Raw genomic sequence first — 23,347 nt, 5'->3', positions numbered from 1 at the left:
TGGAAAACAATTTTATCCATCAAACTATGATAGGTGAGATTGCATTTTTTCAGGGTAATAGTAGGGGGCCTCTGGTTAACCTTACCCATGCTATCATTCTCGCACAGAGTACTATTCATCACTGTTGGAGGCGGAAAAAATAGAAGCTACGCTGGAAAGAACAGAAACTATCGAGTAGGGTGAGGTGAGCTAATTACTCTCACCTCATCCCTCTCACAGAACCGTACGTACGGGCCTCGTATACGGCTCCTGTCCATTTACATTCCTATCGGGAACAAGAATCCCGGTTTGAACAGCAGATAGATCGAATAACCACAGCTCCTTGTGGAGATACCTGTTCGGCAGTGCATAGTGAGCCAAGGGGCAGGCAGCATTCGCCCATGAATTCATCTTGATATCAATGAACTCACCCTTGTAGCCAAGCTGGCGAAGCCGGCGATGAAGTCGCCCCGGTCTCTTCCAGAGCTTCATCTGGATGGCCCGGATTCTTCTTCGTACCCAGCTCGACAAATCCCGCAACACCTTCTTGCAGTCTGCTATCCTGAAGTAAAAGGCAAAACCACGGAGCACAGGATTGAGAACGTCAATTACTTCGTCTACATTCCTGCCCCCGTTTCGCCTGGTCAGAGCTCTCACCTTCTCCTTGAACACCCATATCTTTGCCTCTTGAATCCGGGTGTACGTAGAATGAATCGATACACCAAGAAATGTAACACCTTTCAAGCTATTGCAGATATGGGTCTTTTCGCGGTTCACGGTAAGAAGCAGCTCGTCCTCAAGATAACGGCTGGCCTGCCCAAGTGCGTTACAGGCTGCACTCTTCGATCTGCAGAGAATGAGGATATCATCGGCGTAGCGAACTATCCTGTGACCCCGCTCTTTCATGAACTGGTCAAACGCATCAAGATAGATGTTGGCTATCAGCGGGCTGATCACTCCGCCTTGCGGACTGCCGACTTCGCTTGCCTGCCACCCCTCATTCGTCATCACTCCGCTTTTCAATACCTTCCGTAACAGCTCCAATATCGATCCGTCCTTGATTCGCCTGGCTATTGAACCAAGGATAAGGCCATGATCCAACGTGTCAAAGCATTTCGACAGGTCCATATCCACAACCCACTTCCTCTCATATTTGCGTATGAGCATCGTTGCCTTGCTGATCGCCTGGTGGCAGCTCCGACCGGGACGATAGCCGTAGCTTGATGGATGAAAGTCAGGATCAAATATCGGTTGAAGAATATCCAGCAGAGCCTGCTGCACTACACGGTCACGGACCGCGGGAATGCCGAGCAGTCTGACCCCGCCGTTCGCCTTGGGTATCTCCACCCTCCGCACCGGTTGGGGTCGGTAGCTCTTCTCTCGCAGTTCCGTCAGGAGAAGGTCCAGATCGGCATCGAGGGAGCCGGCAAAGTCTCTGACGGACTGGCCGTCTATACCGGAAGCTCCATTCGCGGACTTTACCTTGAAAAACGCCGCGCGCAGTGCACCTTTGCTAAGCAATCTCCCGTATAGGCTATACCAGATCCTCGCCATCTCGCTGTCCTGCGGATCCTCGTCTGCTGCCGGTTCCAAGATCATTTCGAATCTTCACGCTGGTGGCATCGCCTTCTAGCCTTCCGGCAATGTACGATATCTGCCAGCCCTACTCCGATGAACGGCCAAAATCAGCAGACTCCCTGTCACGGTACACCGCCGATAATGTGCCCTGTCCCGTCGGACAGTTTGTGTTCAACACCCTGGACATGCAGCCATTCAAGGCCCTTTTAAATGAACTTCACCCCTTCGCAACTGATACGGCTTTTGACGCATACCAGCCCCCAGAAACTCGAGTACCGGGTCGTTCCGGTTTTGCCCTCCACACTGTTACCAGCTTTCACAGGCCAGAACTTCAACACTACTACGGGTTCATCTGCCACCTTGCACCTCTTCGATCGGCCTTGAGTTGCCTCTTGTGCCTCTCTCTCCTCGACATCTGAGGGCGGGGTACAAGGCTTCCCCGGTTAAGGCGAACCCCCTGTGAGCGATCGCATCCTCAAACACGTTACGGGACTGACCAGGTATCGGGCTTCACGCTAGTTTGGACGCTTACCCTCCCGCACCGCTGAATCAGGTTCGTTTACACTATGTACCGCTTACTTCCTATCGCTTCCTTCAGACCCTGCCGTTACCAGCAACGCCCTTGCGATTCGGATTGTCTTCCCCCTGGTCGGGGTGACGCCTGCGTATCGCAGGCTGGGTTTGCCCGCCATGCCGGGCAAACAAACAACCACCGACTTTAAGTCGGTGGGTTTAACGGCGCGGACTGAAAGTCCAGCAACACCGGCAAAGCCGGTCTACTCGATATCAAACTGGTCATTGGGGTCCTTTTCAAAGTGATGAGACAAATACTCTTGAATCATCTCTTTGGTGAGCTCCCCAGATGTCACACAGAAGTAGCCTCGCGCCCAAAAATGACGCCCCCAGTAACGTTTCTTCAAATGGGGGAACTCTTCGAATACCTTCTGGGACACACGACCTTTAATCCTCCGCATTATGTCGGATGGAGAAATGTCTGGAGGCGATGAGACCAATATGTGCACATGATCTTTGCTCACAACACCACGCAAAATCTGGATCTCAAAACATTCACAGGTTTGCCGTACAAGCTCTCGGACACGCAAGGCCAAATCGCCTTCCAAAACATGGTATCGGTATTTCGTCACCCAAACAAAGTGGTATTCAATCTTGTATTTTGTATGACTTCCTTGGCGATAGTTCATGCTTATTGATTATAAGCCAACGACTAGCAGAATGTTACCCGCCTGAAAGGCGGGGGTTTTAACCTTTTGCAGGAACAATAAAAAAATACACTATTCCAATAGTTGTAGAAATTGCTGGTGATGCTGATGTTATACTTCTCGTTTTTCTCCATCCAGCACTTTTCTTATAAGGGTGGCGAGAGCTTCTAACTCGCTTGCCTTTTTAAGTAATTCATCAAAATCTAATAACAAATGTGGTACTGTGCGGGTAACAGGCACCTCTTTTTATCCCCCTTCAATGGATCAAAATGACGAGAGAAATACAAAACTAAAAAATCATTTTTCAGTTTCTCGCCGGCAAATTTCCGACATTCGCTTACCCGCATCCAGGTAATGATTTCTAATGCACCCTTCCAACTCGTAGACATCCCCTTTTCTCAAACTATCGACAATATTTTTGTGTCTCCAGTATACTTCCTCCACCGAATAGAGCTGAATCCAGTATCTAAAGAGAAGAAATTTAGAAATTCCTTGGCATGCTCTTCTGCAGAATTCAAGGAGCAACTCGTTGTCGATCCGGGAGAAGAGAATTTGGTGAAACTTATCATCCAGGGGAGCAAGCGTTTCTATAGGCTCACCATTCTCTGCAACCAGCCTCATTTTCTCTGCCAGTTCCTCCAAACTTTTGATGTCTCTTGCCGTATATTTCTGTATCACTGAGCAAACAGCTGCTGCTTCCAATATGCCACCGGTGAAATAACTATCACGGATTTGTTTGGGATCAAGCTTTGTTATGAATTTCCCTTTTTGAGGAGTCCATACAACCAACCCTTCTTTTATGAGAATTTGCAAGGCCTCCCGGATTGGTGCTCTGCTTATCGACAGTTTTTTTGCAATGACGAGCTCTTTCACCTTGGATCCTGGCTTATAGGTACCGTCAAGAATAGACTGTTTAATATAGGTGACTACATGATCTGTGTATGTCTGCTTTTTGAAATCCAAATTAATATTCCTTTTCAGGGAAAATACTTAGGGGGGAAATTTGCACTATAATCAATGGATATTCTACGGAGCAGTAATAGCCTATATTGCTCATATATGGATATGAGAAATCGGCACAATGTGGTAGCGAAGGGATCCGGAGGATGAAATTTCTCTAATCACATTAAACCACAACCGCACCAAACAGCGTTAATCAATAAATGAACACTTGTAAATGGTGTGGAGCAGAAAGTAGTTTTTTACATCCGAACCCAGAATCGAAAGCGGTACGCTGTACAACACAAAAGAGGAAATTTTCCTACTAAATCAGGACATTCGTTTTATTTCAACAAAAAGGTAAAGTCTGTTTCTTTAAAACTGCATCTTGCCTTGAATTCGTCACATGCCTCCTCAACATTTTCAGCAAGAATCGGTAGAGCTTTTTCCAGAACCGAGAGATACATATCAGAATCCTGTGCAGTGAATGCAGGAATTTTCCAGATGCGAATCGCTGTTTCGGAAATCACCATTGAGAGGACAGCAGAGCTCCCAGGCATAATTCCACCACCACCAACTTGATCATGAAGCTTTGAGGACATGTAGGTAACTCCACCGGCATCTTCACTAACCAATAGCGCAAGTTCACCTATTATCCGGACCTTATCCCTGGCCATTTCTGCACCTACCAGGGCATTGCCAAGGCCTGCAATCCTTTTGCCGAGTTCTCTGGTTGCTGATGCAATTTCACCGGTTCCTCGATTGTACGCTGTATCTGTTTTGATATAATTGAAATTCGCTTCCTTACATCCCCGAACCAGAGCATCGTAAACAACCCTGTTGTCTACATCCTTGTTGATCCTTATCCACAATGCATTTTCTTCCAGCCCCCTGCAAACTGCTGGTACGTACGCTTTACTTTCGAGAATGATCGTTGGAACTTGGTCTAGGCCAAGTTTCTTCATCAACGCGCCTTTCTCGCCGAGCATTATATTGCCTTCAAGATCCTCATCAGGGCCTAACCCTCCCTCATTGGCGTTTAATACTGCCATGACAGATACAGGTATCTCATCTATTTCTAAAACAGAGCCGATACACATGCCAACCTTGCCTGCCATTCCTTCTGGACAGGTGAAAACAGATTCCCGGTACCGTTTTTCAAAGGTGTCAATTACAGCGAGACAAGTGGCTGTCTGAAGAGCTACAGGAAGTTCCAAGCATCCCTGGCCATAGATCCGTCCGAAAGCGGCAAAGGCAGCGCTCTGGCTGTAGACGGCGTCGAGCCCTATAACAAGTCGAGCGAGAGTTGCTTCATACGGTGTTATTCCCCTCCTTGCCCTTGCTGTCCCAGTACCGCCGTCCTGGGTTTTTACGGTCACTGTGCCGGAATCTATGTCAGCCTCAACTGATGAGATCGTGGTGCAAACCGGTAACGCCCTGCGGAGCAGGCAGGCAATGACAGCAAATCCTGCCGTGTCATCCTGAACAAACCCGGAGTGGCTATGTACGTGGCCAGCACCGGCATGTCCGGTTATACCTAATATCCCTTGTGATGCAGAACTCTTAGTTACCTTCATTGTTCATACCTCTCTCGGCTGGCTTCACAATGCATAAAACACGAATACGGACAGCTGCTCTTACAGTCCCGGCAACCAAAGTGCTATTTGCGGAACGAATGTGAGCACCAGCAGTGAAAGGATCATGGTGAACAAAAACGGCAAAACTGCAACGCTGAGTCGTTCGATTGAAATATTGGCAATACTGCAACCAACAAAAAGATTCACACCCACCGGAGGCGTAAGAAAACCCATTGATGAGCAGACTATCATGATAATGCCGAAATGGATCGGATCAACGCCGAGCACCTTGACAACCGGCAGGAGAAGCGGAGTCAGGATAAGAATGTTTGCCAAAGCATCCATAAACGTTCCCATGATGAGCAGGAACACAAGAATTATCGGCAATAGTATGTATTTATTATTAGAAATATTCACCAGTATCTCTACGAGCATGCTCGGAAGATTGTAGAAAAGCAATATCTGACCAAGAGCTGTGGCTGTGGCAACAACGAGGAAGATAGATGAGGTTGTCAGAGCTGTTCCTTTGAACACATCGATTACCTTTTGCCAACTCAGGGTTCGGAGCACAAGTCCTTCGACGACGAGAGAGTAGACAACGGCAATAACACCTGCTTCGGTAGGGGTCGTCAATCCTCCGTAAATACCGCCGAGGACGATGATTGGAACCATAAGTGCGGGCAGGGCGAGAAAAAAAGTGGACACTATTTCCATGATAGGAGCTCGTTTCCCTGTTCCGGTGAAACCATACTTTTTTGCTAAAATGTGGCTACACACCATTAAGCACAATCCGATAAAAAGGCCGGGGATAACACCAGCTATAAAGAGGTCCCCAACAGATACTCCAGCCGTTGTCCCGTAAATAATGAGCGGTACGCTTGGCGGTATAATAACCCCGAGACATCCAGCAGCAGTATTCACCGCTGTAGCAAACGATTTAGAATACTTCTCTTTCTCCATTGCCGGGATCATTATTCCACCAACTGCTGCAACGGTTGCGGGAGCTGAACCGGAAAGGGATCCATAGAAAAGGCTGGTTAGAACAGAAATATGAGCCATTCCACCAGTCAGATGACCGACCAAGGCTCGTGATACAGAGAGCAGTCTCTGGGCCATGCTGCCTTTCTGCATAATCTCGCCCGCCATGATAAAAAATGGTACGGCCATCAGAGGGAAAACATCCAAGGATGTGATCATTTTCTGTATCAGGAATTCGTATGGTAGCATGTCGCTAGAGGCCATGCCGACAATTACGCTCAGCCCAATGGCTACACCGATGGGAACACTCAGTAAAAGAAACGTAGCCAGCGAAACAAAGGTTAAAATAATAGCCAGATCCATTGCAACGACTCCTTAATTAATCTCTATTTCAGCAGGATTGATTCTCCCTGTAATTAACCACCACAACCTTTCGAGTGTCCTTAAGCCCATAAAACCAAGCCCCACAGGCATGCACAGATAAACCCAGTAGGCATTGATCTCAAGAGCAGGTGTCTTCTGACCGGTCCCGGCGAGGAAGATGATAAATTTGACTCCAAGGACTGTCACAAAAACACAGAACAGCAAGGTAAATATCGAAGCAGCAATAGTGACCGGCCGGGCAAACTTTCCTTTGAACATCGTGCGGACAATTGTCACCTCCAGATGCCTGTCCATTTGTGTTGCATAACTGCAGCCAACATAGACAGACCAGATGAAAAGGTAGCGGGCCAACTCTTCCGACCAGTCAAGTGAACTCTGGAGAACGTACCTGTTAAAGACCTGAACCGCAGTAATGCCTGTCATCATAACCAGCGAAACAGAAGCAATAATCATCTCAACGCTTGGAATCATCGATTTGGGCGTATTTTTCATGTTGATGCTCTCTATTGTCTCGTTATACCGGGCAGTCGAATCCCGCCCGGTATGGTTAGGGCTGGTTATTCACCGGCGATGGTCGCTTTTGCTTGTTCGATAAGATCTTTTCCGATGCGATCTTCAAACTCTGCATAAACACCAGCTGTGGCGGCAGCCCAACGCTCACGCTCTTCTGGGGTCAGAACGGTAACGGTAACGCCCTTGTCCGCCAGCTGCGCGAGGATCTCTTTTTCACCGTCGCGAATGAGCTTGCGTTCGTAGAGCTTAATCTCATCAAAGGTAGTGAGCACCATATCTTTCTGTTCTGGAGTAAGGCTGTCCAAAAATTTCTTTGAAATCATAACCAAGTGCGGGCTGAACAGGCTGTTGACAATGGTGACGTGGTTATTGACTTCTGGGAAGTTATTATACCAGGCAAGGTTGAGGTCGATATCGATGCCGTCAACGGTTTTTTGTTGCATGGCAGTGTATACTTCACCCCATGCAACAGGGGTAGGATTCATGCCAAGACTCTTCAGAGTGGCGATGTGGGCTTTCGAGGGAGTGGAGCGAATTTTCAAACCTTTTGCATCTTCAAGAGTTGCTACAGCCCGGTTGTTATTCCAAAGGTTACGAAAACCGATTTCAATGTAGCCAAGGCCGATAATGCCACTTTTCTCTAGTGCTTTTGTGGCATTCATGCCGATGGGTCCATCTGTTATCTTGTCAGTGGAAGGATAGTCAGGAAAGAGGAAGGGCAAATCAAAGATCAGAAATTCATCGGAAAATGGGGAAAGGTTTGGGGTCGAGGCAGAACCCATTTGGAGCATGTTGAGTTGCAGCCCCTGGACCACGCTATCGAAGTTGCCGAACTTGGAACTGTCGAAAATATCGACACGGAATGCCCCGTTGCTACGCTCTTCGATCAATTCCTTGAATTTAATGAATGCAAGCCCCATCGGGTGCTGTGGTACATTCGGGTGAGCGAGCTTGATAACAATTGGACCCGCAAAGGCTGATGAGATGCTCATGGACAAGCAAAGTACCAGTACAGATAAAACAGTTTTAATACTTTTCATTGTTTCCTCCTGAGAATGTATACATTTGGTAATTGATACACTACCACATACAGAGCGCGCCTTTATGCAGGAAGGTATCACTGCCATAGAAGGCTCCCAATACTAAAGATTTTGCACGGTATGGGAGACCATTTGTCCTACCATGAATCTTTCATACGAACCTGCAACCTGCTAACAAATCTATCCCAATTCATCAACAATATGCCCTTCTCCATCGAGATGAACGCTACTCCCATGTTCCATCTCACTGAGAGGTGTGACTGCCATTTTACGATCAAGTTCACCACCTAACGCTGCAACGACAACGCCGGCTGAGTTATCACCGAAGATATTTGTTGTTGTACGGAACATGTCAAGAATTCGATCAATTCCAGCAACAATCGCAATCCCTTCAAGAGGTAAACCCACCGACTGAAGAACCATGGTTAACATTATCAAGCCACCTCCGGGAATGCTTGCGGTTCCGACTGAGGCGAGAACTGCCGTTGCAACAATTGTCCCCTGCTGGGTAAATGACAGATCAATTCCATACGCATTAGCAACAAACATGGCTGCAACAGCCTGATATAAGGCTGTCCCATCCATGTTGATGGTAAGTGCCATCGGCAGTGTAAAACCTGAAACTTTTGATGAAACACCAAGCTGCCTTTGTGCGCGCATGGAAAAAGGAAAAGCTGCGGCGGCACTACAGGTGGACAAACCTACCAAGGCAGGCTCCATCGTCTTTTTTAAGAAGGCTAGTGGAGAGATACGCGCGACTGTTGCCACAATTATGACATAGGATGCAAAAATATGTATGAGACAGGCGACAAGAACCGCCACAATGAGTTTTCCCATTGGCAGCAATATATCCAGTCCAAATTTTCCGGTTGTCCATGCAATAAGGGCGAAGACGCCATAAGGTGCAAAGCTAATAACGATATCAGAGACTTTGAACATCACCTCAGCAAGGCTTTGGAAAAAATTAGCAATAGGTTTGCCTTTTTCACCGGTCATGGAAAGTCCGGCTCCAAAAAGTAAGGCGAAGATGATGATCTGCAGGACATTGCCATCAGCAAGAGCTTCCATCGGGTTCATTGGAAACATACTGACAATCATCTGGGCTGGACCAACAGGATCAGGAGCTTTGAAAGCTTTAAGCTCACCAAGGGTAAGCCCGATACCAGGTTGTAAGACATTCGCAACAAGTAGGCCAATGCAAACAGCCAAGGTAGTTGTCACCATGAAATAAATCAGAGTGGTAACACCTGTTTTCCCTAAATTTTTAACATTTCCTGTACTAACAACACCAGATATGAGTGTTGAAAGAATCAGGGGGACAACGATTAACCGGAGACAACGAATGAAGATATCGCCGATAGGCTTTAAATACTCAGCTTTTTCTCCAAGAATCAGACCGGCAATAACACCAAGAACTAAGCCGATCATTATTTTATGATACAGTTTCATTGTGATTCTCCTCTCTAGTTTTGCCGTCGGTCTGGCAAGAGTCATACCTTGGTTAATTCAACTATACAAAAAAGGCACTGTAACCAGAGTCACAGTGCCTTTTTTTACTTATTGAAACGTATCAAGATACGCATAGAGTGCCGGGGAACCACCGGTGTGCAGGAAAAGCACGTTGGAGCCCGTGGCGAAATGCCCACTTCGAACCAGGTCAATGAGCCCGGCCATAGCCTTTCCAGAGTAAACCGGATCAAGCAGGATGGATTCTGTCTGAGCGAGCAGTTTGACAGCTTCGGTCATGCCATCGGTGGGAATGGAATATCCAGGGCCAACATAGCTGTCATAGCAAGTAATCTGGTCAGCTGGAACCGTCTCACGCATACCAATGCGTTTCGCCGTTTCAAGCACTAGTTTGTGTACAATTTCTTCCTGGACGTCTTTTTTACGGCTAACATTAATACCTGACACTGGAATACCAGCATTGGTACCGTACATGCCGACAACTATGCCTGCGTGTGTGCCTGCACTGCCGCTTGGAACCACCATATGATCAATGGACAGGTTCTTATTGAACAACTGTTGCATGATCTCCTCGGCACAGGCGACATAACCGGTTGCACCGATTGCATTGGATGCACCACCGGGTATGATATATGGCTTTTTGCCGTCTTTTTTCAGGTTTTCGGCAAGTTTTTCCATCTCACCAAGCATATTGGAGCCACCAGGGACAACGGTCGTACTTTTGACGCCAAGCAATTTGAAAAGGAAATTATTGCCGGAACCGTCTTTCTTGTAACTGCCCGGAACCCGCTCCTCTAATACAAGATGGCAATCCAGTCCTTCTTTTACAGCCCAGGAAAGGGTCAGACGGCAGTGGTTTGACTGAACAGCACCACAAGTGATGATAGTGTCGGCCCCATTTTGCATAGCATCGGCGATACAGAAGTCGAGCTTTCTTGTCTTGTTCCCACCTGCACATCCAGGGAGAAGGTCGTCTCGTTTGATGAAAATATTGACTTTGCCACCGAGGGCTGCCGAGAATGCCGGAAGCGCCTCTATCGGTGTGGCATCCTGCACATAATTTCTTCTAGGAAATTTGGTCAGATTCATAGTGTGTCCTATTAATGTAGGGGTTAGTTGATGAGAACAATGGCCTCGATTTCAATATCTGCCCCCAATGGGAGAGCAGCCACCTGAAATGCGCTTCTAGCCGGGAAAGGTGAGGAGAAGTATTCAGCGTAAACGGCATTGACCTCCTGAAAATTTCCTATGTCCGACAAAAAAACAGTGGTTTTGAGAACGTCTTCAAGTCTTCCCCCCGCTGCTTCGATGACAGCCTTGAGATTCTTAAGAGCTTGGTGGGCGCGGTTTGCAATTGTCCCTTCCGCCATTTTGCCAGTTGCCGGATCGATAGGCAGCTGACCTGAAGTAAAAAGCAGCTCTCCCACTCTTACAGCTTGCGAATAAGGGCCAACTGCCCCGGGAGCGTTACTGGTCTCGATTGCAATTTTTCCTTTCATTCCCTTTCCCTTATGATGCATTTTTCGATGTATTTCATACAGCTATGATCCTGTATTATCAACCTGATCTTTAGTTGAAAATGCCGAATGTCGACACTTTTCTTTTTCTTTTTGCCAGATTCGACCTTCAGTGTCAAACAAAAAATATTAGTGTCAACGGCTTGGAGGAGAATATTTAGTAATTCAGGACGAATGGGGGAGGCTTTTTTTTAATGACATGGTCAATACGTTTCCTTCCTGGATTCTCTGCTACCCTTCAAATGAAACAGTTACATGCTGACGCCTATCAGGCATGCTTGTTTATTCTCTATTATCTTCATATTAAGATGCTGTACACCATGCGAAAATACAATTGTCTATTATCTAACCTTACCCTCTCGATCCTGGGTTGAATCGCTTTTACTAATGTAATTTATATCGAAATAACTATGTTTTTATAAAAAATACCAAGTATTAGTACACAGCAACACAAAACAACAAGAATGGACTTCATTTCGGATCAATGAACACTTCTTGCTTAATGTCGACATTTTTCGGAGTGGAAAGATCTTAGATTGCGACCTTCAAATTATCATGGGAATAGCAATGGCCAATCGCACCTGTAGCATTATATATTGATATTGGATAGATTGTGCGATTGCCAGATCTGAACCGTTGTAATTGCTTGCCTCAAGGCGCTGGCAAAACCTGTCCAACGTTGCCCGTCGTTTTGAGGGCAGCCAGACGGGCATAGAATCTTCGATTGGAGAAAAATAGAGTTCTGGGTGCGATTTGTCGGCAAGGAGTTGAAGTCTCTGGCGTGGCTGATGAATTACGGGCCACTGCTCTTGCAGCTGCTCTTCATCCCAGCAATAGGGGAAGTAATCATTAAATGAAACGATCGATGTGGTCATACATGCATCCTTTTTCTTCTTTAGAAAAAACAGGATGTTAATGACCTGATTATATCATAGGTTCATCTTCATTTTTGTTACGTATACTTCCTGACAGGGTAGGACAGGCTAAATCTTGAGAATTGATCAGAAATGGAGCAACTGCCAACAAAAGCTTACCAAAGACTCTGTTTGCCTCAGTCGCGTGAGGGTATAGTTGAGCTTTTTGATAAGGAGAATATGCTGTCGCCGACAGATATCGTGCAGAAAAATTACTCACCGGTGACTACTCGTAATGCGTCCACAATCGTAGTACTTTAATGATTCGTTCTTGTTGGTAAACCTGATAAACTAGCCGGTGCTGGATATTGATTCTGCGGGAATAAGCTCCGGAAAGATCTCCGATCAACTTTTCGTAAGATGGTGGGTTTTGGAAAGGGTCTTCTCGGATTACTTCGAGAAGTTTTTGTGCTTTGCCCTTTAATCCAGCACTTGCCAGCTTTTTTGCATCCTTCTGAGCTTGTTTTGTGAAGACGATTTCCCAAGTCACCAATCAAGCTCCTTTGAACATTCAGATAGATCCTGCTCCATTCCCTCTTTGATAGATTCACGCATTCCTGGTACCGAAAGAAGGTAGAGTGTTTCTGATATTGCATTCCAGTCTTCTTCGGACACGAGTACAGCATTTCCTCTTTTGCCGGTGATCATTACTGGCTGATGAGAAACTGCAGTTTCATCTATAAGGGCATATAGTTTTGCTCGGGCTTCCGTTACATTGAGAATATTCATAGTGGTACCTCCATGGCGATATGGTACGCTTTTGCGTACGTAATGTCAAGCGTTGGCGATCATCCCGCTATCATTTTTCAACTGCAATATCGGTGAGCTCTCGATTAAGATGAGCAATGGCAGGTTTTATCTGTTTTTCATGGATAGGACTCAGGATGTTTTCTGATGTGGTGGAAGCGGTAAAAATAGAGAATTGAGCAGAAATTGAGCAACGGAGAACCAGAGCTTACCAAAGACGGTCTAATCACTCCCAAGGGTTGATAACGTTGACACCTGCAGCTTGGAATGGACTGACATCTCGTGTCGCAACGCTAAACCGGTTAGTCGCCGCAATAGACGCAATGTATCCATCTGCTGCAGCAATTGCTAAACCGGCAAATTTGGCTTTGGCCATGAGCTCAGCATAAGCGGTCGTGCAGTCCATATCAAACGGACGCACACGTCCGGCAAACAGCGGCAATATTTGATTTTCAAGACTGTTTTGCAGTTCATCTCGTCGCTTTCCAACTGGAAGGTTTGCAACTCCAAAACGCAGTTCTGCCACAGTGATTGCTGATAAATAGAGCGTTTCTAGTGATTGTGCATCAATCCAGCTAATAACACGGGCCTCAGGAGCACGACGCAACGGTTCAGAAATTACATTTGTATCTAGCAGTATCATTCAAATTCCACCGGTTTGGCCGGAGATTTATCTCGACTCTGCTCTAGAATCGAAAATTCATCATCGCTCAAATTGATTTTGCGACCAATGCTGGCAAGTAAAGAACCAAGTTTTACCCTTCCTTCCGGCTGGACGGCATTTTCTAGTATCTCACGAATTTCAGCTTCGGCGCTTCGTCCATGCTGTGCGGCTCTAACCCGCAAAGCGCGATGAACCTCATCCGGTACGTTTCTGACAGTGACTGATGGCATGATTTCACCTCCCTCCTGTGCTTTATTTGCTTACATTATATCACAATGCAAGCAAATAGGGCAAGAGTCGCAATCATTTTTTTAAAGAGTCGCGTCGCAATCATTTTTTTAAAATGGCCGTGACCGATGACGTGGCATGATCAAGTAACCCCCACAGGATATTTCCAATGGTAGTCATAGCCAGTTTTCGGCTTATCCTTCTTGAGGTTTTTCTGAGCTGGTAGACCTGACGATTTGGTTGAAGTTGATCAGAAATGGAGCAACTGCAGAATGTAGCTTACCAAAGATAAGGGTCAGAAGGTCATGCTTGTCAATCTCATTACCTGTTATTCGATCATGAGCTCATGAATAATCTACAGTCAGAGACTGCATTTTTCCTGTTAGGAATTTGAAAAAACAGAACTTCCCGGATTCAGCAGAAAGCTAAACCATAAGGATTGTTGTATTTTTCAGACATTCGACAGGGCAATATTAATCGCATAACAGGCTAAATTCAGGTTCTCTCAAAAATACCTTTCAGAGAAAAATGAAAGGAGGTTTGGGTTCTACCCTCACATCCTGTCTCAGTCATTTTAGTGTCAAACTCGGCTAAGCCCTACTGAACATTCAATAGGTAGGGCTTCTATATCAACAAATAGGGGGTATCCCCCATATCTTGACCCGCCCCCGACAAGTATATTCTCTATTGTTTCACCGGCCCAAATCCCCCAAGTCCCAGGCAGAAAAACCAACCTTTCTGCCTGGGACAAGCCAAAGATCCAAGAATAGCTATTCTCGCATACTGCTGAGTTTCATCTCTACCGATCTACACCTGGGGCTAGCACCTCGTATTATTTACCGTTCACCATTCAATAAGGAGGTTTGCATGACAACATCATCGTCAGTGATTCTTACAGCTGCATTGTTTACCATCCTGAGTTCTTCATCCATTATACAGGCAGAGAATCTTTATTCAGAGGAAGTTGTTGGTGGCTCGCCAAAAGGTAACCACCAGCTTGACTGCACGGTCATTCGACCTTGGGCCAATAAAGCTCCAACAGGCGTCACTTATCCGATCATTGGCTGGGCCAACGGTTGGGGGGGAGGAGAGATAAAGAGTTCAGACGAGACAGAGGGTTATAAACCTGGGCTTATTGATTGGGCAGTAAATGGTCCTTTTGTTGTAATTGCAGCCAACCAGTGGTCTGCACGCGAGCGAGATCTTCTTCAGTGCGTTGCCTGGAACGACGTTACACAAAACGGACCTGTGCTGATCGTTGGTGGCGATTTCGACACGACGACACCCCCAGAATCCTATGAACAGGCCTGGCAGCAGATAAAATTTAATGGTAAAGGAGGCATAAACGCCTCAATAAGCGATGGAACCCATAACAGAGACGCCTGGGCTCCTGCAGATGATTACGATAATCCGCAGGATTATGATTTTGGCCGTTATCAGAATCTGACCCTTCTCTGGTGGAAAATGCAGCTCAATAGAGAAGACCTTGCAGAAGCAATAAGGGATGAACTTCTTGAAGAGTACAACGGCGCATCTTGGAGCGCTGATGCCAGTATGGATTGGGAGTGGCTTTTTCAGAAAGAACCGCCATCAACCTTTTGAGACACTGTGAAGACCAGATTAAAACATTGCATGGATTGCTGTACTTTATCGATAACTGGCAGCTGTCGAAATAAGCATTCTGCCAACCAGAATAACTGTCCTTTTTTTTAGGCGAATCATAACGGCAAATATGGATCAGCACCCAGAATGTTATACAATCGGCAGCGGTATCCCAGTCGTTCTTTTACACAGCTCTATGAGCAGCAAAGAACAGTGGGGCAAATTGATGGATGTACTCCAGGAGAAATATCAGGTCATCGCCATCGACCTCTATGGGTACGGAGTAAGCCCTCTTCCTCCAAATGGTTTCGAATTCACCCTTCTGCAAGAAGCCGAGCGGATACAAACAATAATCAAACAATTCATAGGTGACGTGAAGTTCCATCTACTTGGTCACTCTTATGGTGCCGCCACCGCATTACGATTTGCTTATGACCATCAGGAGCAACTGCTCAGCTTGTCACTCTATGAACCTGTCGCCTTTCACCTGCTGGCCAAAGATGATCCAGCCCTGCTGGTAATTGTCAAACTAGCCGAACAGATAAAGCAAGCCGTAGATTGTGGCGATTTATCGACAGGCACAAGGATCTTTGTCGATTTCTGGAGCGGTGGCGGCACGTATGCCAATATACATATGGAGAGGCAAAGATCTCTCAATCGTTATATTCAGAAAGTCCTCCTCGATTTTCAGGCTGGGATATATGAGCCCTTGACAATCGATGACTATGCCCGGCTGCAGCTGCCCACCTGTTTGATCGCCGGACGAAAAAGCCCACCCTCAACCCGGAAAATTGTAGAAAATATTGCTCGGACCCTCCCGCAGCTGGAGATGCACTGGATAGACGGGGGCCATATGGCCCCCATTACCCATGCGGCTACAGTCAATCGGATCTGGGTTGATTTCCTTGCAAACATTTCGACTACTGCTATTTGTCCATAAATGTCTTACCGTCGTTTAGTACTCGCTCGAAGCGTGCCATAAACTCTTTGCTGACGACCCCCAGCCGTACCGCGACCTTAGAAGGCATAACTGAGAATGTGCCGGTTGCCGTGGCACATTCCCGATCATTGTCATCATAGATCATGCCGGATATGGTTGCAATTCGCTCAGACGGCATTTCCATAACAGAGCCGACCACCTTTAGCTGTTGACCTACACTGACCGGACGCAGAAAATCGACCGTCATGGTTTTGGTCACCCCGATCTTCTGTAATAACGCGATCACCGTCCAACCCATAATTTCATCCAGGATGGTCGAAAGGATTCCACCATGAACAATCCGGTCCCAACCTCCCATTGAAGCGGGAACGGTGAGAAATGAATAGACATGATGCAAATCTTTATGAAAGGTCATTTGCAAGCCGTTGGAATTAGCAGCTCCACACCCAAAGCAAGTCTGATCTTCAATGTTGAGAATTGGTTTTAAGCCATTCACCCTGTCATCCATACTGGTCACCATGCAAACACATTTTCTGCTTTTTAAGCTCCGACCGGACAGGCCAATTCACATTCTCGGCAGAACATGGTTTTTTTCACCGGCTCCTCCTGACCTTCAACCACCACCACCTGCTGATTGGCAGTATCAATATCCATCTGTTTATTGCACAAGGGCCTGCTGTAAACCCCAGTCCGTCCGGGCAGCTGCGTCAATCCATACTCTTCTGATGTGTAGATCTGCGCATCAAAAACCTTCTGCGGGCAGGCTGACCGACAGAACATGGCGCAATCAACGCATGGATCGAAATCGATGGGGCCAGTCGGAGCGAGATCTATATCAACCAACATCACCCTGAGTCGCTGGCGTGGCCCAAACTCGGGTGTTACCAGGATGTTGTTTTTACCTATACAACCAAGTCCGGCCATCACCGCAGTATCCTTCATATAGATTCCACCAAACTCTACATGATAAGGTAACTTCATGCATTGTGCGCCAGTTTCATGCTCAAGCCATTCCGCCAGCTTTTTGTTGATGGACATAAGTACCTTGTTTCCAGCTGTATTGCCGGCGGCTGATTTCCCACCAAGTACCCACCAGTCCAACTCCGGTTTTTCAGGCGGATGGGCAATGGCGATAACGATGGCTGATTTTGCACTCTTCGGCCATTCCACCACTCCTGGTTTACGTCCATCCACCTCCTTCGCACCGACACCACCAAAATCCGGTATTTGACCACCCATGACATGGGACGGGGAGATCTTCAGATCCTCCACGCGGGCAATACCGGCAAGGTCTGCTCCGAACTCTTTGGCCTTGGCGATAATATCCTGACTCAAACCCACTCGTAAATCTTCCAACATATTAAGATCCTTATGTATACTTCCAAAAAGGGTTTTATTCAGCCCCACCGGTTACATGCAACAGAAGTCTTCAGATAACCGCATAGGTTCCGGCTGGAATATCCGCTGATCCATAATTTTTACGGTACCATTGAGGACAGGGATGAAACCCATCTGATCTAGGATATCCCGCTGCAAATCCACACCGGGCGCAATCTCGATAAGTTTCAGGCCTTCCCTAGTGAGTTCAAACACACAACGCTCAGTTATAAACAGTACATATTGCGCCCTTTCTACGGCATATCTACCACTGAACGTCACCTGTTCAACGGCTTCGATAAATTTCTGGGAACGGCCTTCCTGAAGGATTGCAATTTTCCCATCTTCAATGGCAACATCCAGACCGCCGGCAGTAAAGGTTCCGGCAAACACGACTTTACCGGCATTCTGCGAAATATCTATAAACCCACCTGCACCAGCCAGTTTCGGGCCAAACTTGCTGACATTGAGGTTGCCCTCACGGTCCGCCTGGGCGAGTCCCAAAAAAGTGCAGTCCAAACCGCCTCCGTGATAAAAGTCGAACTGTGAAGGCTGGTCGATAATAGCCTGGGGGTTATAACTTGCGCCAAAACTCAGGCCGCTTGCCGGCATTCCACCGATTATCCCCGGCTCTGCCGTAAGGGTCAGTTTTCCAAGAATCCCTTCCTCGTTAGCGACACTGGCGATGCCCTCCGGCATACCGATTCCGAGGTTGACCACATCACCGGCCTGTAACTCCAGGGCGGCACGACGGGCGATAATCTTTCTAGGACTCATGGTCAGAGGCGAAATCTGCGCCATCGGCACCTTGGCCTCACCGCTAAACGATGGATTATACCGTTCAGTATACGTCTGCCAGTGATGCTCACTGCTGGCCACCACCATTGCATCTACCATGATTCCGGGGATTTTTACGTGCTTGGCATTCAGTGTACCACGCTGCACAATCTGTTCGACCTGGACAATGACGAGCCCACCTGAATTTCTCGCAGCCATAGCCTGAGCCTGGGATTCAAGCGTCAGCGCCTCCCGTTCCATAGTGATATTGCCATCCTCATCCGCCGTAGTACCACGCAAGATGGCCACATCGATTGGAAAGGTTTTGTAGGCAAGATATTCCTCGCCATCAATAACCATCACCTCAACTAGCGATTCTGCCGCCAGATGATTCACCTTTCCCCCTTCCAGACGAGGATCAACAAAGGTGTGCAGACCAACCTTTGAGATAGTCCGCGGTTTATGGGCAGCAATATCCCTAAACATCTGGGACATCACTCCCTGAGGAAAGTTATAGGCTGGAATTTTGCCCTCTATGGCGAATCTGGAAAGAAGTGGGGACGCCCCGAAATGGGCAGCAATTATCTTTCCAACCAGGCCTTCTTCTCCCAGGTGTCCCAGTCCTCGTGTTTTGAAATCCCCCTGTCCGGCACAGTAGACCAGTGTCAGATCACATGGCCGACCATATTCTAAAAACTGTTTCTTTATCTCGATTGCAATATGCTCGGCAAACCCCGCTCCACAGAAACCGCCGGTGGTTATCGTCGCACCATCCGGAATGAGTCTGACTGCTTCTTCCGCCGTCACTATTTTTGTTACACATCCGGATTTTTTCTTTCGTAATCCTGCGCTTCCCATCTAATCCATCCTGTTTACTGTCAGTTGAGACGGTGTGTCATCGTTATCCGCGGTTTCGGGTAGCAACTCTCCCGGAAACCGCAGGATTACGACCGACCGGCATGTCAAACGTACATGCCACCATTACATGAAAGGACCTGGCCGGTGATATACGATGCAGTATCGGAAGCCAGAAAGGCCACTGCATGGGCAATGTCCTCCGGATTTCCTGCACGCCGTAAAGGGATCTGCTGAATAAGGTATTCCTTCACCTTGTCCGGCACTTCCTCAGTCATAGGTGTGGCGATAAAACCAGGAGCGACGGCATTGACATTGATATTGAATCGGGCCAGCTCCTTTGCCAAGGTTTTGGTCATGGATATAACCCCCCCTTTGCTGGCCGCGTAGTTTGACTGACCGATATTACCTATCTGGGCAGAGGCAGAGGCGATATTTACGATCTTACCGTACTGCTGCTCCGACATCATACGCGCCCCATGCTGGCAACAGTTGAAGACCCCCTTCAAGTTGACATCGATCACCAGGTCCCACTGGTCTTCGGTCATCTTCATCAACAGATTATCGCGGGTTATTCCAGCGTTGTTCACTAGGATATCGACCCTGCCGAACATCGATCTTGCCAGTTCGAACATCCCCTCGACCTCGGCATGAACCGCTACATTTGCGGTGCTTGAACCGCTTTTCCGACCAAGGGCGGTAATCTCGCCAACAGTCTGCGCTGCATTTTCAGTTGAAATATCATTAACCAGTACATCTGCACCCTGCTGAGCCAGCAACAGGGCAATTGCCTTACCGATACCACTACCTGAACCGGTAACAAGGGCTGTTTTTCCCGTAAAGTTCATAATTTTTCCCACCAGTTCCTTTGTCCTGCAGTTACATCATTTCAATGGCACAGGCCATGGCAACACCGCCACCGCCGCACAATGTGGCAAGACCCATCTTTTTGTCCCTGTTTTTGAGCGCATGGAGTAGGGTCACAATAATTCTGGCGCCGGTCGCTCCCACCGGATGGCCAAGCCCGATACCGGAACCGTTAACATTGGTAATGTCCCGATTCAGGCTAAGCTCTCTCTCACAGGCGATATACTGCGCGGCAAACGCTTCATTCACCTCGACTAGATCAAAGTCTGATATTTTCATCCCTGAAGAGGCCAGTAGTTTATTCACAGCTGGAATCGGTGAAAGTCCCATCACCGAAGGATGACAGCCACCGCTGCCCACCGCCTTGATGCGTGCTAATGGCTTGATCCCCAATTCTCGTGCTTTACCTGCAGACATCAGCACCATTGCCGCCGCACCGTCATTCAGACCGCTGGAGTTACCGGCGGTGACTTTGCCAGTTTTAGGCACAAAGGCTGGGGCCAGTTTCTGCAACTGCTCAAGGGTTAACCCTGGGCGGAAATGCTCATCCTTATCAAAGATTATCGGCGACTTTTTCCGTTGAGGAATCTCAATGGCCACAATCTCCTCAGCGAAGGCTCCTTCGCTGGTGGCCCGCTCTGCATTGCTGTTGCTTCTAAGAGCAACCTCATCCATCTCTTCTCGGCTGATATTCAGATGCTGGGCCACGAACTCTGCCGTATGCCCCATGATGTAGGGTTTACCGACAAACTGACTCATTGGCGGCTCCTTTTCGTTGACAGGGCCTTCTTCAGGATGCGGAATGATATGCGAGCCACAATGCAGGGCATGGATCATTGCATCAGCAAAGACCTGGTCCTGCAGCCTGCAGCCCCACCTGGCCTGCGGAACGATATATGGTACGCCGGACATGTGTTCCACACCGCCAGCAAGAATGGCATCAGCCATGCCTGCCTGGATCATCGCCGTTGCCGACAATACAGCTTCCATACCGGATATACAGACCCGGTTAATGGTCACTGCCGGTGTTGACTCAGGAATGCCAGCAAGGAGGGCACTGACTCTTGCGACATTGCAGGCATCGGCAGGCTCCATGCAACAGCCGAATCTAACATCGTCTAGAATAACCGGGTCAATACCCGCTCTCTTTACCGCTTCTTTCATGACCACACTGCCGATTGCAGCAGCATTCATATCTTTCAGACTTCCACCAAAAGCGCCGATAGCCGTTCTGCAGGCAGAAACAATAACAACATCTCTATCCTGCATTTCCTTAGCTTGGGACGCCCAGTATTGGCTCAATGTTTCTGTAACTTCTTTTTCCATGACCTTCCTTAGGCAATATAGTTTTTTCCAGCTCAGCTCTTCCGCCACAGGTGAATACTCAGTGGACAAAGGCATCATGCTGTTCCCGATGCCTGCCGTGGATATCGGATTGACCGAGGAATGGAGTTGTTTTTTTCTATGACTCTGGGGATACTGTTGTTGACCAGACATTGCCAGGCTGCTCTCCGGAACAGGTCCGGAAAGCAGCCATGAAGTGGCAGATTAGTTCTTGGTTTCTTCAGCTGCCGCAGTCGCTTTTTTGTTGCGTTCGGCTATTACTGTTGATTTGGCATGAACGAGATCAGCCTGGTCTTCCTTCAGCCATCGCAGCAGGGAAACAACGGAGATACCCATCAAGACGATCAAAGGAACACTGACGACGATGCTGGCAGTTTTCAACGGTCCAAGTCCGCCCAACTTCATAAGCACCAGGGCGATGGCACCAAGGGCGATGGCCCAGAAGGCACGATTAACGAGGTTAGGCTCATGATCCCCATGGGTATCTTTGGAAGCGACAACGGCGATGGCATAGGCTGACGAATCAACCGTGGTTGCCGAGTAAACAAAACCAACCAGGACAAAGAGCGGCAGAACTACGTACCAAAGCGGCATCTGATGTAGCACACCAAGAATGGCGGCAGACGCGCTCTGATCCTTAATGGTGGCAAGAACGGGATAAATATTATTCAGCTCGTAGTACATGGCAGTATTGCCGAAGACCATGAAGAACAATGCACAACCGCCTGCACCGGCGAGGGTAACCGTCACAGCCAGGTCCCTGAAAGTACGGCCTTTGGAAATCCTGGCGATGAAAATACCCATGTATGGTCCGTAGGCAATCCACCAGGCCCAGTAGAAAATAGTCCACCACTGCGGGAACATGCTGCGCCCGACAGGATCGGTGTAAAAGGACATCCGTGCAAAGTTATCCAGCATCAGACCCATGCTGTCGGTGAACATGCTAATCAGAAAAGCCGTAGGTCCGAATACGAAGATAATGGCACACAAAACGAATACGGCAATAACGTTGATATCACTGAGGACTTTAATGCCCTTTTTAAGGCCCAGGGTAACCGATGTAGTAAATAGAGCGGTCCAGACAACTACAACCGCCATATCGACCATAGGAGTATGGGCAACACCAAGCATCTGGCTGACAGCTTCAGCGAGCATCGGGGTGCCGGAGGCAAGGCTGGTTCCGGTACCACCAACCAGGCCGAAAATCATCAAGATATCGATAAATTTGCCAATACCGTTTTTCGCATTTTTCTCGCCGATAACTCCGGCGCAACCGGTGGATAAACGCAGAGAAGGCATATTTCTGTTATAGTAGGCATAACCGATGGGGAAGGCACAGAGCAGATAAAGTACCCAACCGATCGGACCCCAGTGATAAATGGGGTACATCGCGGCCCACTGCGCCGCTGCCTGGGATTTTGCTTCAATACCGGCAAAAGGCGGTGAGGTGTAATAATAGGTCCACTCGATGGTGGCCCAGTAGATCAGTGAGGTGCCTATGCCCGAACAAAAAAACATCGCGATCCAGCTCCAGCGGCTGAACTCCGGTTTTGCATCAGGTCCACCGAGCCGAACGTTGCCGTATCTGCCGAAACCCAGCCACCCACAAAACCCGAGAGCAAACGCGCCGAACCACAGATAGAGCGAACCGAGCTGATCGGTACAGAAATTAAAAACGACATCTATGACCTTTTTGGATGACTCTTCAAAAACGATCATAAACACCACTACCGCGAGAATTGTTATGATCCCCGGCAAGAAAATACCTTTATCTATCTCGGCCGAAGTACCACTTGTTTTGCCTGCCATACGCTCCTCCTGTGAGACCCTGCGTTTTTTC

24 protein-coding genes are annotated in these 23,347 nt (G+C 47.8%); 2 read left to right on the top strand and 22 right to left on the bottom strand.

Annotated elements, in window-relative coordinates; genetic code table 11:
* Positions 1 to 213: 213 nt before the first annotated feature.
* From ltrA to BUF15_RS20055, 16 genes are all read right to left on the bottom strand, one after another.
* Positions 214 to 1,533 carry a group II intron reverse transcriptase/maturase gene (gene ltrA, locus BUF15_RS20130; protein ID WP_073615527.1) on the bottom strand — a complete coding sequence of 440 codons (1,320 nt, stop codon included), beginning with the start codon at positions 1,531 to 1,533 and terminating at the stop codon, positions 214 to 216.
* Positions 1,534 to 1,763: 230 nt separating this feature from the next.
* Positions 1,764 to 1,916 carry a hypothetical protein gene (locus BUF15_RS27845; protein WP_234981231.1) on the bottom strand — a complete coding sequence of 51 codons (153 nt, stop codon included), beginning with the start codon at positions 1,914 to 1,916 and terminating at the stop codon, positions 1,764 to 1,766.
* A 417-nt stretch (positions 1,917 to 2,333) separates the two neighbouring features.
* The gene (tnpA, locus tag BUF15_RS20120; RefSeq protein WP_073615513.1) at positions 2,334 to 2,759 is read right to left on the bottom strand and encodes an IS200/IS605 family transposase; all 426 of its coding nucleotides are present in this window, start codon (positions 2,757 to 2,759) and stop codon (positions 2,334 to 2,336) included.
* 315 nt (positions 2,760 to 3,074) lie between these two features.
* Positions 3,075 to 3,740, bottom strand: a complete 666-nt coding sequence (locus BUF15_RS20115) for a GntR family transcriptional regulator (RefSeq protein ID WP_073615512.1) — start codon at positions 3,738 to 3,740, stop codon at positions 3,075 to 3,077.
* Positions 3,741 to 4,060: 320 nt separating this feature from the next.
* Positions 4,061 to 4,933, bottom strand: coding sequence for a hypothetical protein (locus tag BUF15_RS20110; RefSeq protein ID WP_200802435.1), 873 nt, complete (start codon positions 4,931 to 4,933; stop codon positions 4,061 to 4,063).
* Positions 4,934 to 5,353: 420 nt separating this feature from the next.
* Positions 5,354 to 6,634, bottom strand: a complete 1,281-nt coding sequence (locus tag BUF15_RS20105; protein ID WP_073615510.1) for a TRAP transporter large permease — start codon at positions 6,632 to 6,634, stop codon at positions 5,354 to 5,356.
* A gap of 12 nt (positions 6,635 to 6,646) precedes the next feature.
* The gene (locus tag BUF15_RS20100; protein WP_073615509.1) at positions 6,647 to 7,147 is read right to left on the bottom strand and encodes a TRAP transporter small permease; all 501 of its coding nucleotides are present in this window, start codon (positions 7,145 to 7,147) and stop codon (positions 6,647 to 6,649) included.
* Between the two features lie 65 nt (positions 7,148 to 7,212).
* Positions 7,213 to 8,208, bottom strand: a complete 996-nt coding sequence (locus BUF15_RS20095) for a TRAP transporter substrate-binding protein (protein ID WP_073615508.1) — start codon at positions 8,206 to 8,208, stop codon at positions 7,213 to 7,215.
* A 180-nt stretch (positions 8,209 to 8,388) separates the two neighbouring features.
* Positions 8,389 to 9,657 carry a dicarboxylate/amino acid:cation symporter gene (locus BUF15_RS20090; RefSeq protein ID WP_073615507.1) on the bottom strand — a complete coding sequence of 423 codons (1,269 nt, stop codon included), beginning with the start codon at positions 9,655 to 9,657 and terminating at the stop codon, positions 8,389 to 8,391.
* Positions 9,658 to 9,765: 108 nt separating this feature from the next.
* The gene (cuyA, locus tag BUF15_RS20085) at positions 9,766 to 10,764 is read right to left on the bottom strand and encodes a D-cysteate sulfo-lyase (RefSeq protein WP_073615506.1); all 999 of its coding nucleotides are present in this window, start codon (positions 10,762 to 10,764) and stop codon (positions 9,766 to 9,768) included.
* Between the two features lie 23 nt (positions 10,765 to 10,787).
* A complete protein-coding gene (locus BUF15_RS20080) occupies positions 10,788 to 11,174 on the bottom strand; it encodes a RidA family protein (RefSeq protein WP_073615505.1) in 387 nt (128 codons plus the stop codon).
* Positions 11,175 to 11,737: 563 nt separating this feature from the next.
* The gene (locus BUF15_RS20075) at positions 11,738 to 12,067 is read right to left on the bottom strand and encodes a hypothetical protein (protein ID WP_073615504.1); all 330 of its coding nucleotides are present in this window, start codon (positions 12,065 to 12,067) and stop codon (positions 11,738 to 11,740) included.
* A gap of 265 nt (positions 12,068 to 12,332) precedes the next feature.
* The gene (locus BUF15_RS20070) at positions 12,333 to 12,596 is read right to left on the bottom strand and encodes a Txe/YoeB family addiction module toxin (protein ID WP_073615503.1); all 264 of its coding nucleotides are present in this window, start codon (positions 12,594 to 12,596) and stop codon (positions 12,333 to 12,335) included.
* Positions 12,593 to 12,835 carry a type II toxin-antitoxin system Phd/YefM family antitoxin gene (locus BUF15_RS20065; RefSeq protein WP_073615502.1) on the bottom strand — a complete coding sequence of 81 codons (243 nt, stop codon included), beginning with the start codon at positions 12,833 to 12,835 and terminating at the stop codon, positions 12,593 to 12,595. The genes BUF15_RS20070 and BUF15_RS20065 overlap by 4 nt, the downstream gene beginning before the upstream one ends.
* Before the next feature lie 244 nt (positions 12,836 to 13,079).
* Complete coding sequence (locus tag BUF15_RS20060) at positions 13,080 to 13,496, bottom strand: type II toxin-antitoxin system VapC family toxin (protein ID WP_073615501.1); 417 nt, start codon at positions 13,494 to 13,496, stop codon at positions 13,080 to 13,082.
* A complete protein-coding gene (locus BUF15_RS20055; protein ID WP_073615500.1) occupies positions 13,493 to 13,747 on the bottom strand; it encodes a FitA-like ribbon-helix-helix domain-containing protein in 255 nt (84 codons plus the stop codon). Before BUF15_RS20055 ends, BUF15_RS20060 begins: the two co-directional genes overlap by 4 nt.
* Before the next feature lie 865 nt (positions 13,748 to 14,612).
* On the opposite strand from BUF15_RS20055, the gene BUF15_RS20050 reads away from it, so the two are divergent.
* Both BUF15_RS20050 and BUF15_RS20045 read left to right on the top strand, forming a co-directional pair.
* Entirely contained in the window at positions 14,613 to 15,347 is a 735-nt protein-coding gene (locus BUF15_RS20050) for a hypothetical protein (RefSeq protein ID WP_073615499.1), read from the top strand.
* A gap of 130 nt (positions 15,348 to 15,477) precedes the next feature.
* Entirely contained in the window at positions 15,478 to 16,287 is an 810-nt protein-coding gene (locus BUF15_RS20045; protein WP_073615498.1) for an alpha/beta fold hydrolase, read from the top strand.
* Here the strand turns inward: BUF15_RS20045 and BUF15_RS20040 are convergent.
* The 6 genes from BUF15_RS20040 to BUF15_RS20015 all read right to left on the bottom strand — a co-directional run bounded on the left by BUF15_RS20040 (position 16,274) and on the right by BUF15_RS20015 (position 23,316).
* On the bottom strand, positions 16,274 to 16,807 hold the full coding sequence (locus BUF15_RS20040; RefSeq protein ID WP_073615497.1) for a PaaI family thioesterase: 534 nt from the start codon (positions 16,805 to 16,807) through the stop codon (positions 16,274 to 16,276). The two genes, BUF15_RS20045 and BUF15_RS20040, sit on opposite strands and share 14 nt — an antisense overlap.
* Before the next feature lie 20 nt (positions 16,808 to 16,827).
* Positions 16,828 to 17,646, bottom strand: coding sequence for an epoxyqueuosine reductase (locus BUF15_RS20035; RefSeq protein ID WP_073615496.1), 819 nt, complete (start codon positions 17,644 to 17,646; stop codon positions 16,828 to 16,830).
* Between the two features lie 51 nt (positions 17,647 to 17,697).
* Positions 17,698 to 19,299, bottom strand: coding sequence for an acyl CoA:acetate/3-ketoacid CoA transferase (locus BUF15_RS20030; RefSeq protein WP_073615495.1), 1,602 nt, complete (start codon positions 19,297 to 19,299; stop codon positions 17,698 to 17,700).
* Positions 19,300 to 19,403: 104 nt separating this feature from the next.
* Positions 19,404 to 20,144: a 3-oxoacyl-[acyl-carrier-protein] reductase gene (fabG, locus tag BUF15_RS20025; RefSeq protein WP_073615494.1), complete on the bottom strand. Its 741-nt coding sequence runs from the start codon at positions 20,142 to 20,144 to the stop codon at positions 19,404 to 19,406.
* Positions 20,145 to 20,175: 31 nt separating this feature from the next.
* Positions 20,176 to 21,432, bottom strand: a complete 1,257-nt coding sequence (locus BUF15_RS20020; RefSeq protein ID WP_073615526.1) for a thiolase family protein — start codon at positions 21,430 to 21,432, stop codon at positions 20,176 to 20,178.
* Positions 21,433 to 21,711: 279 nt separating this feature from the next.
* On the bottom strand, positions 21,712 to 23,316 hold the full coding sequence (locus BUF15_RS20015; RefSeq protein ID WP_073615493.1) for a BCCT family transporter: 1,605 nt from the start codon (positions 23,314 to 23,316) through the stop codon (positions 21,712 to 21,714).
* Positions 23,317 to 23,347: the final 31 nt, after the last annotated feature.

It is taken from the genome of Desulfopila aestuarii DSM 18488 (assembly GCF_900143695.1).
GTDB classification, from domain to species: Bacteria; Desulfobacterota; Desulfobulbia; order Desulfobulbales; family Desulfocapsaceae; genus Desulfopila; species Desulfopila aestuarii.
This window is presented reverse-complemented; position numbering and strand designations above follow the sequence as displayed.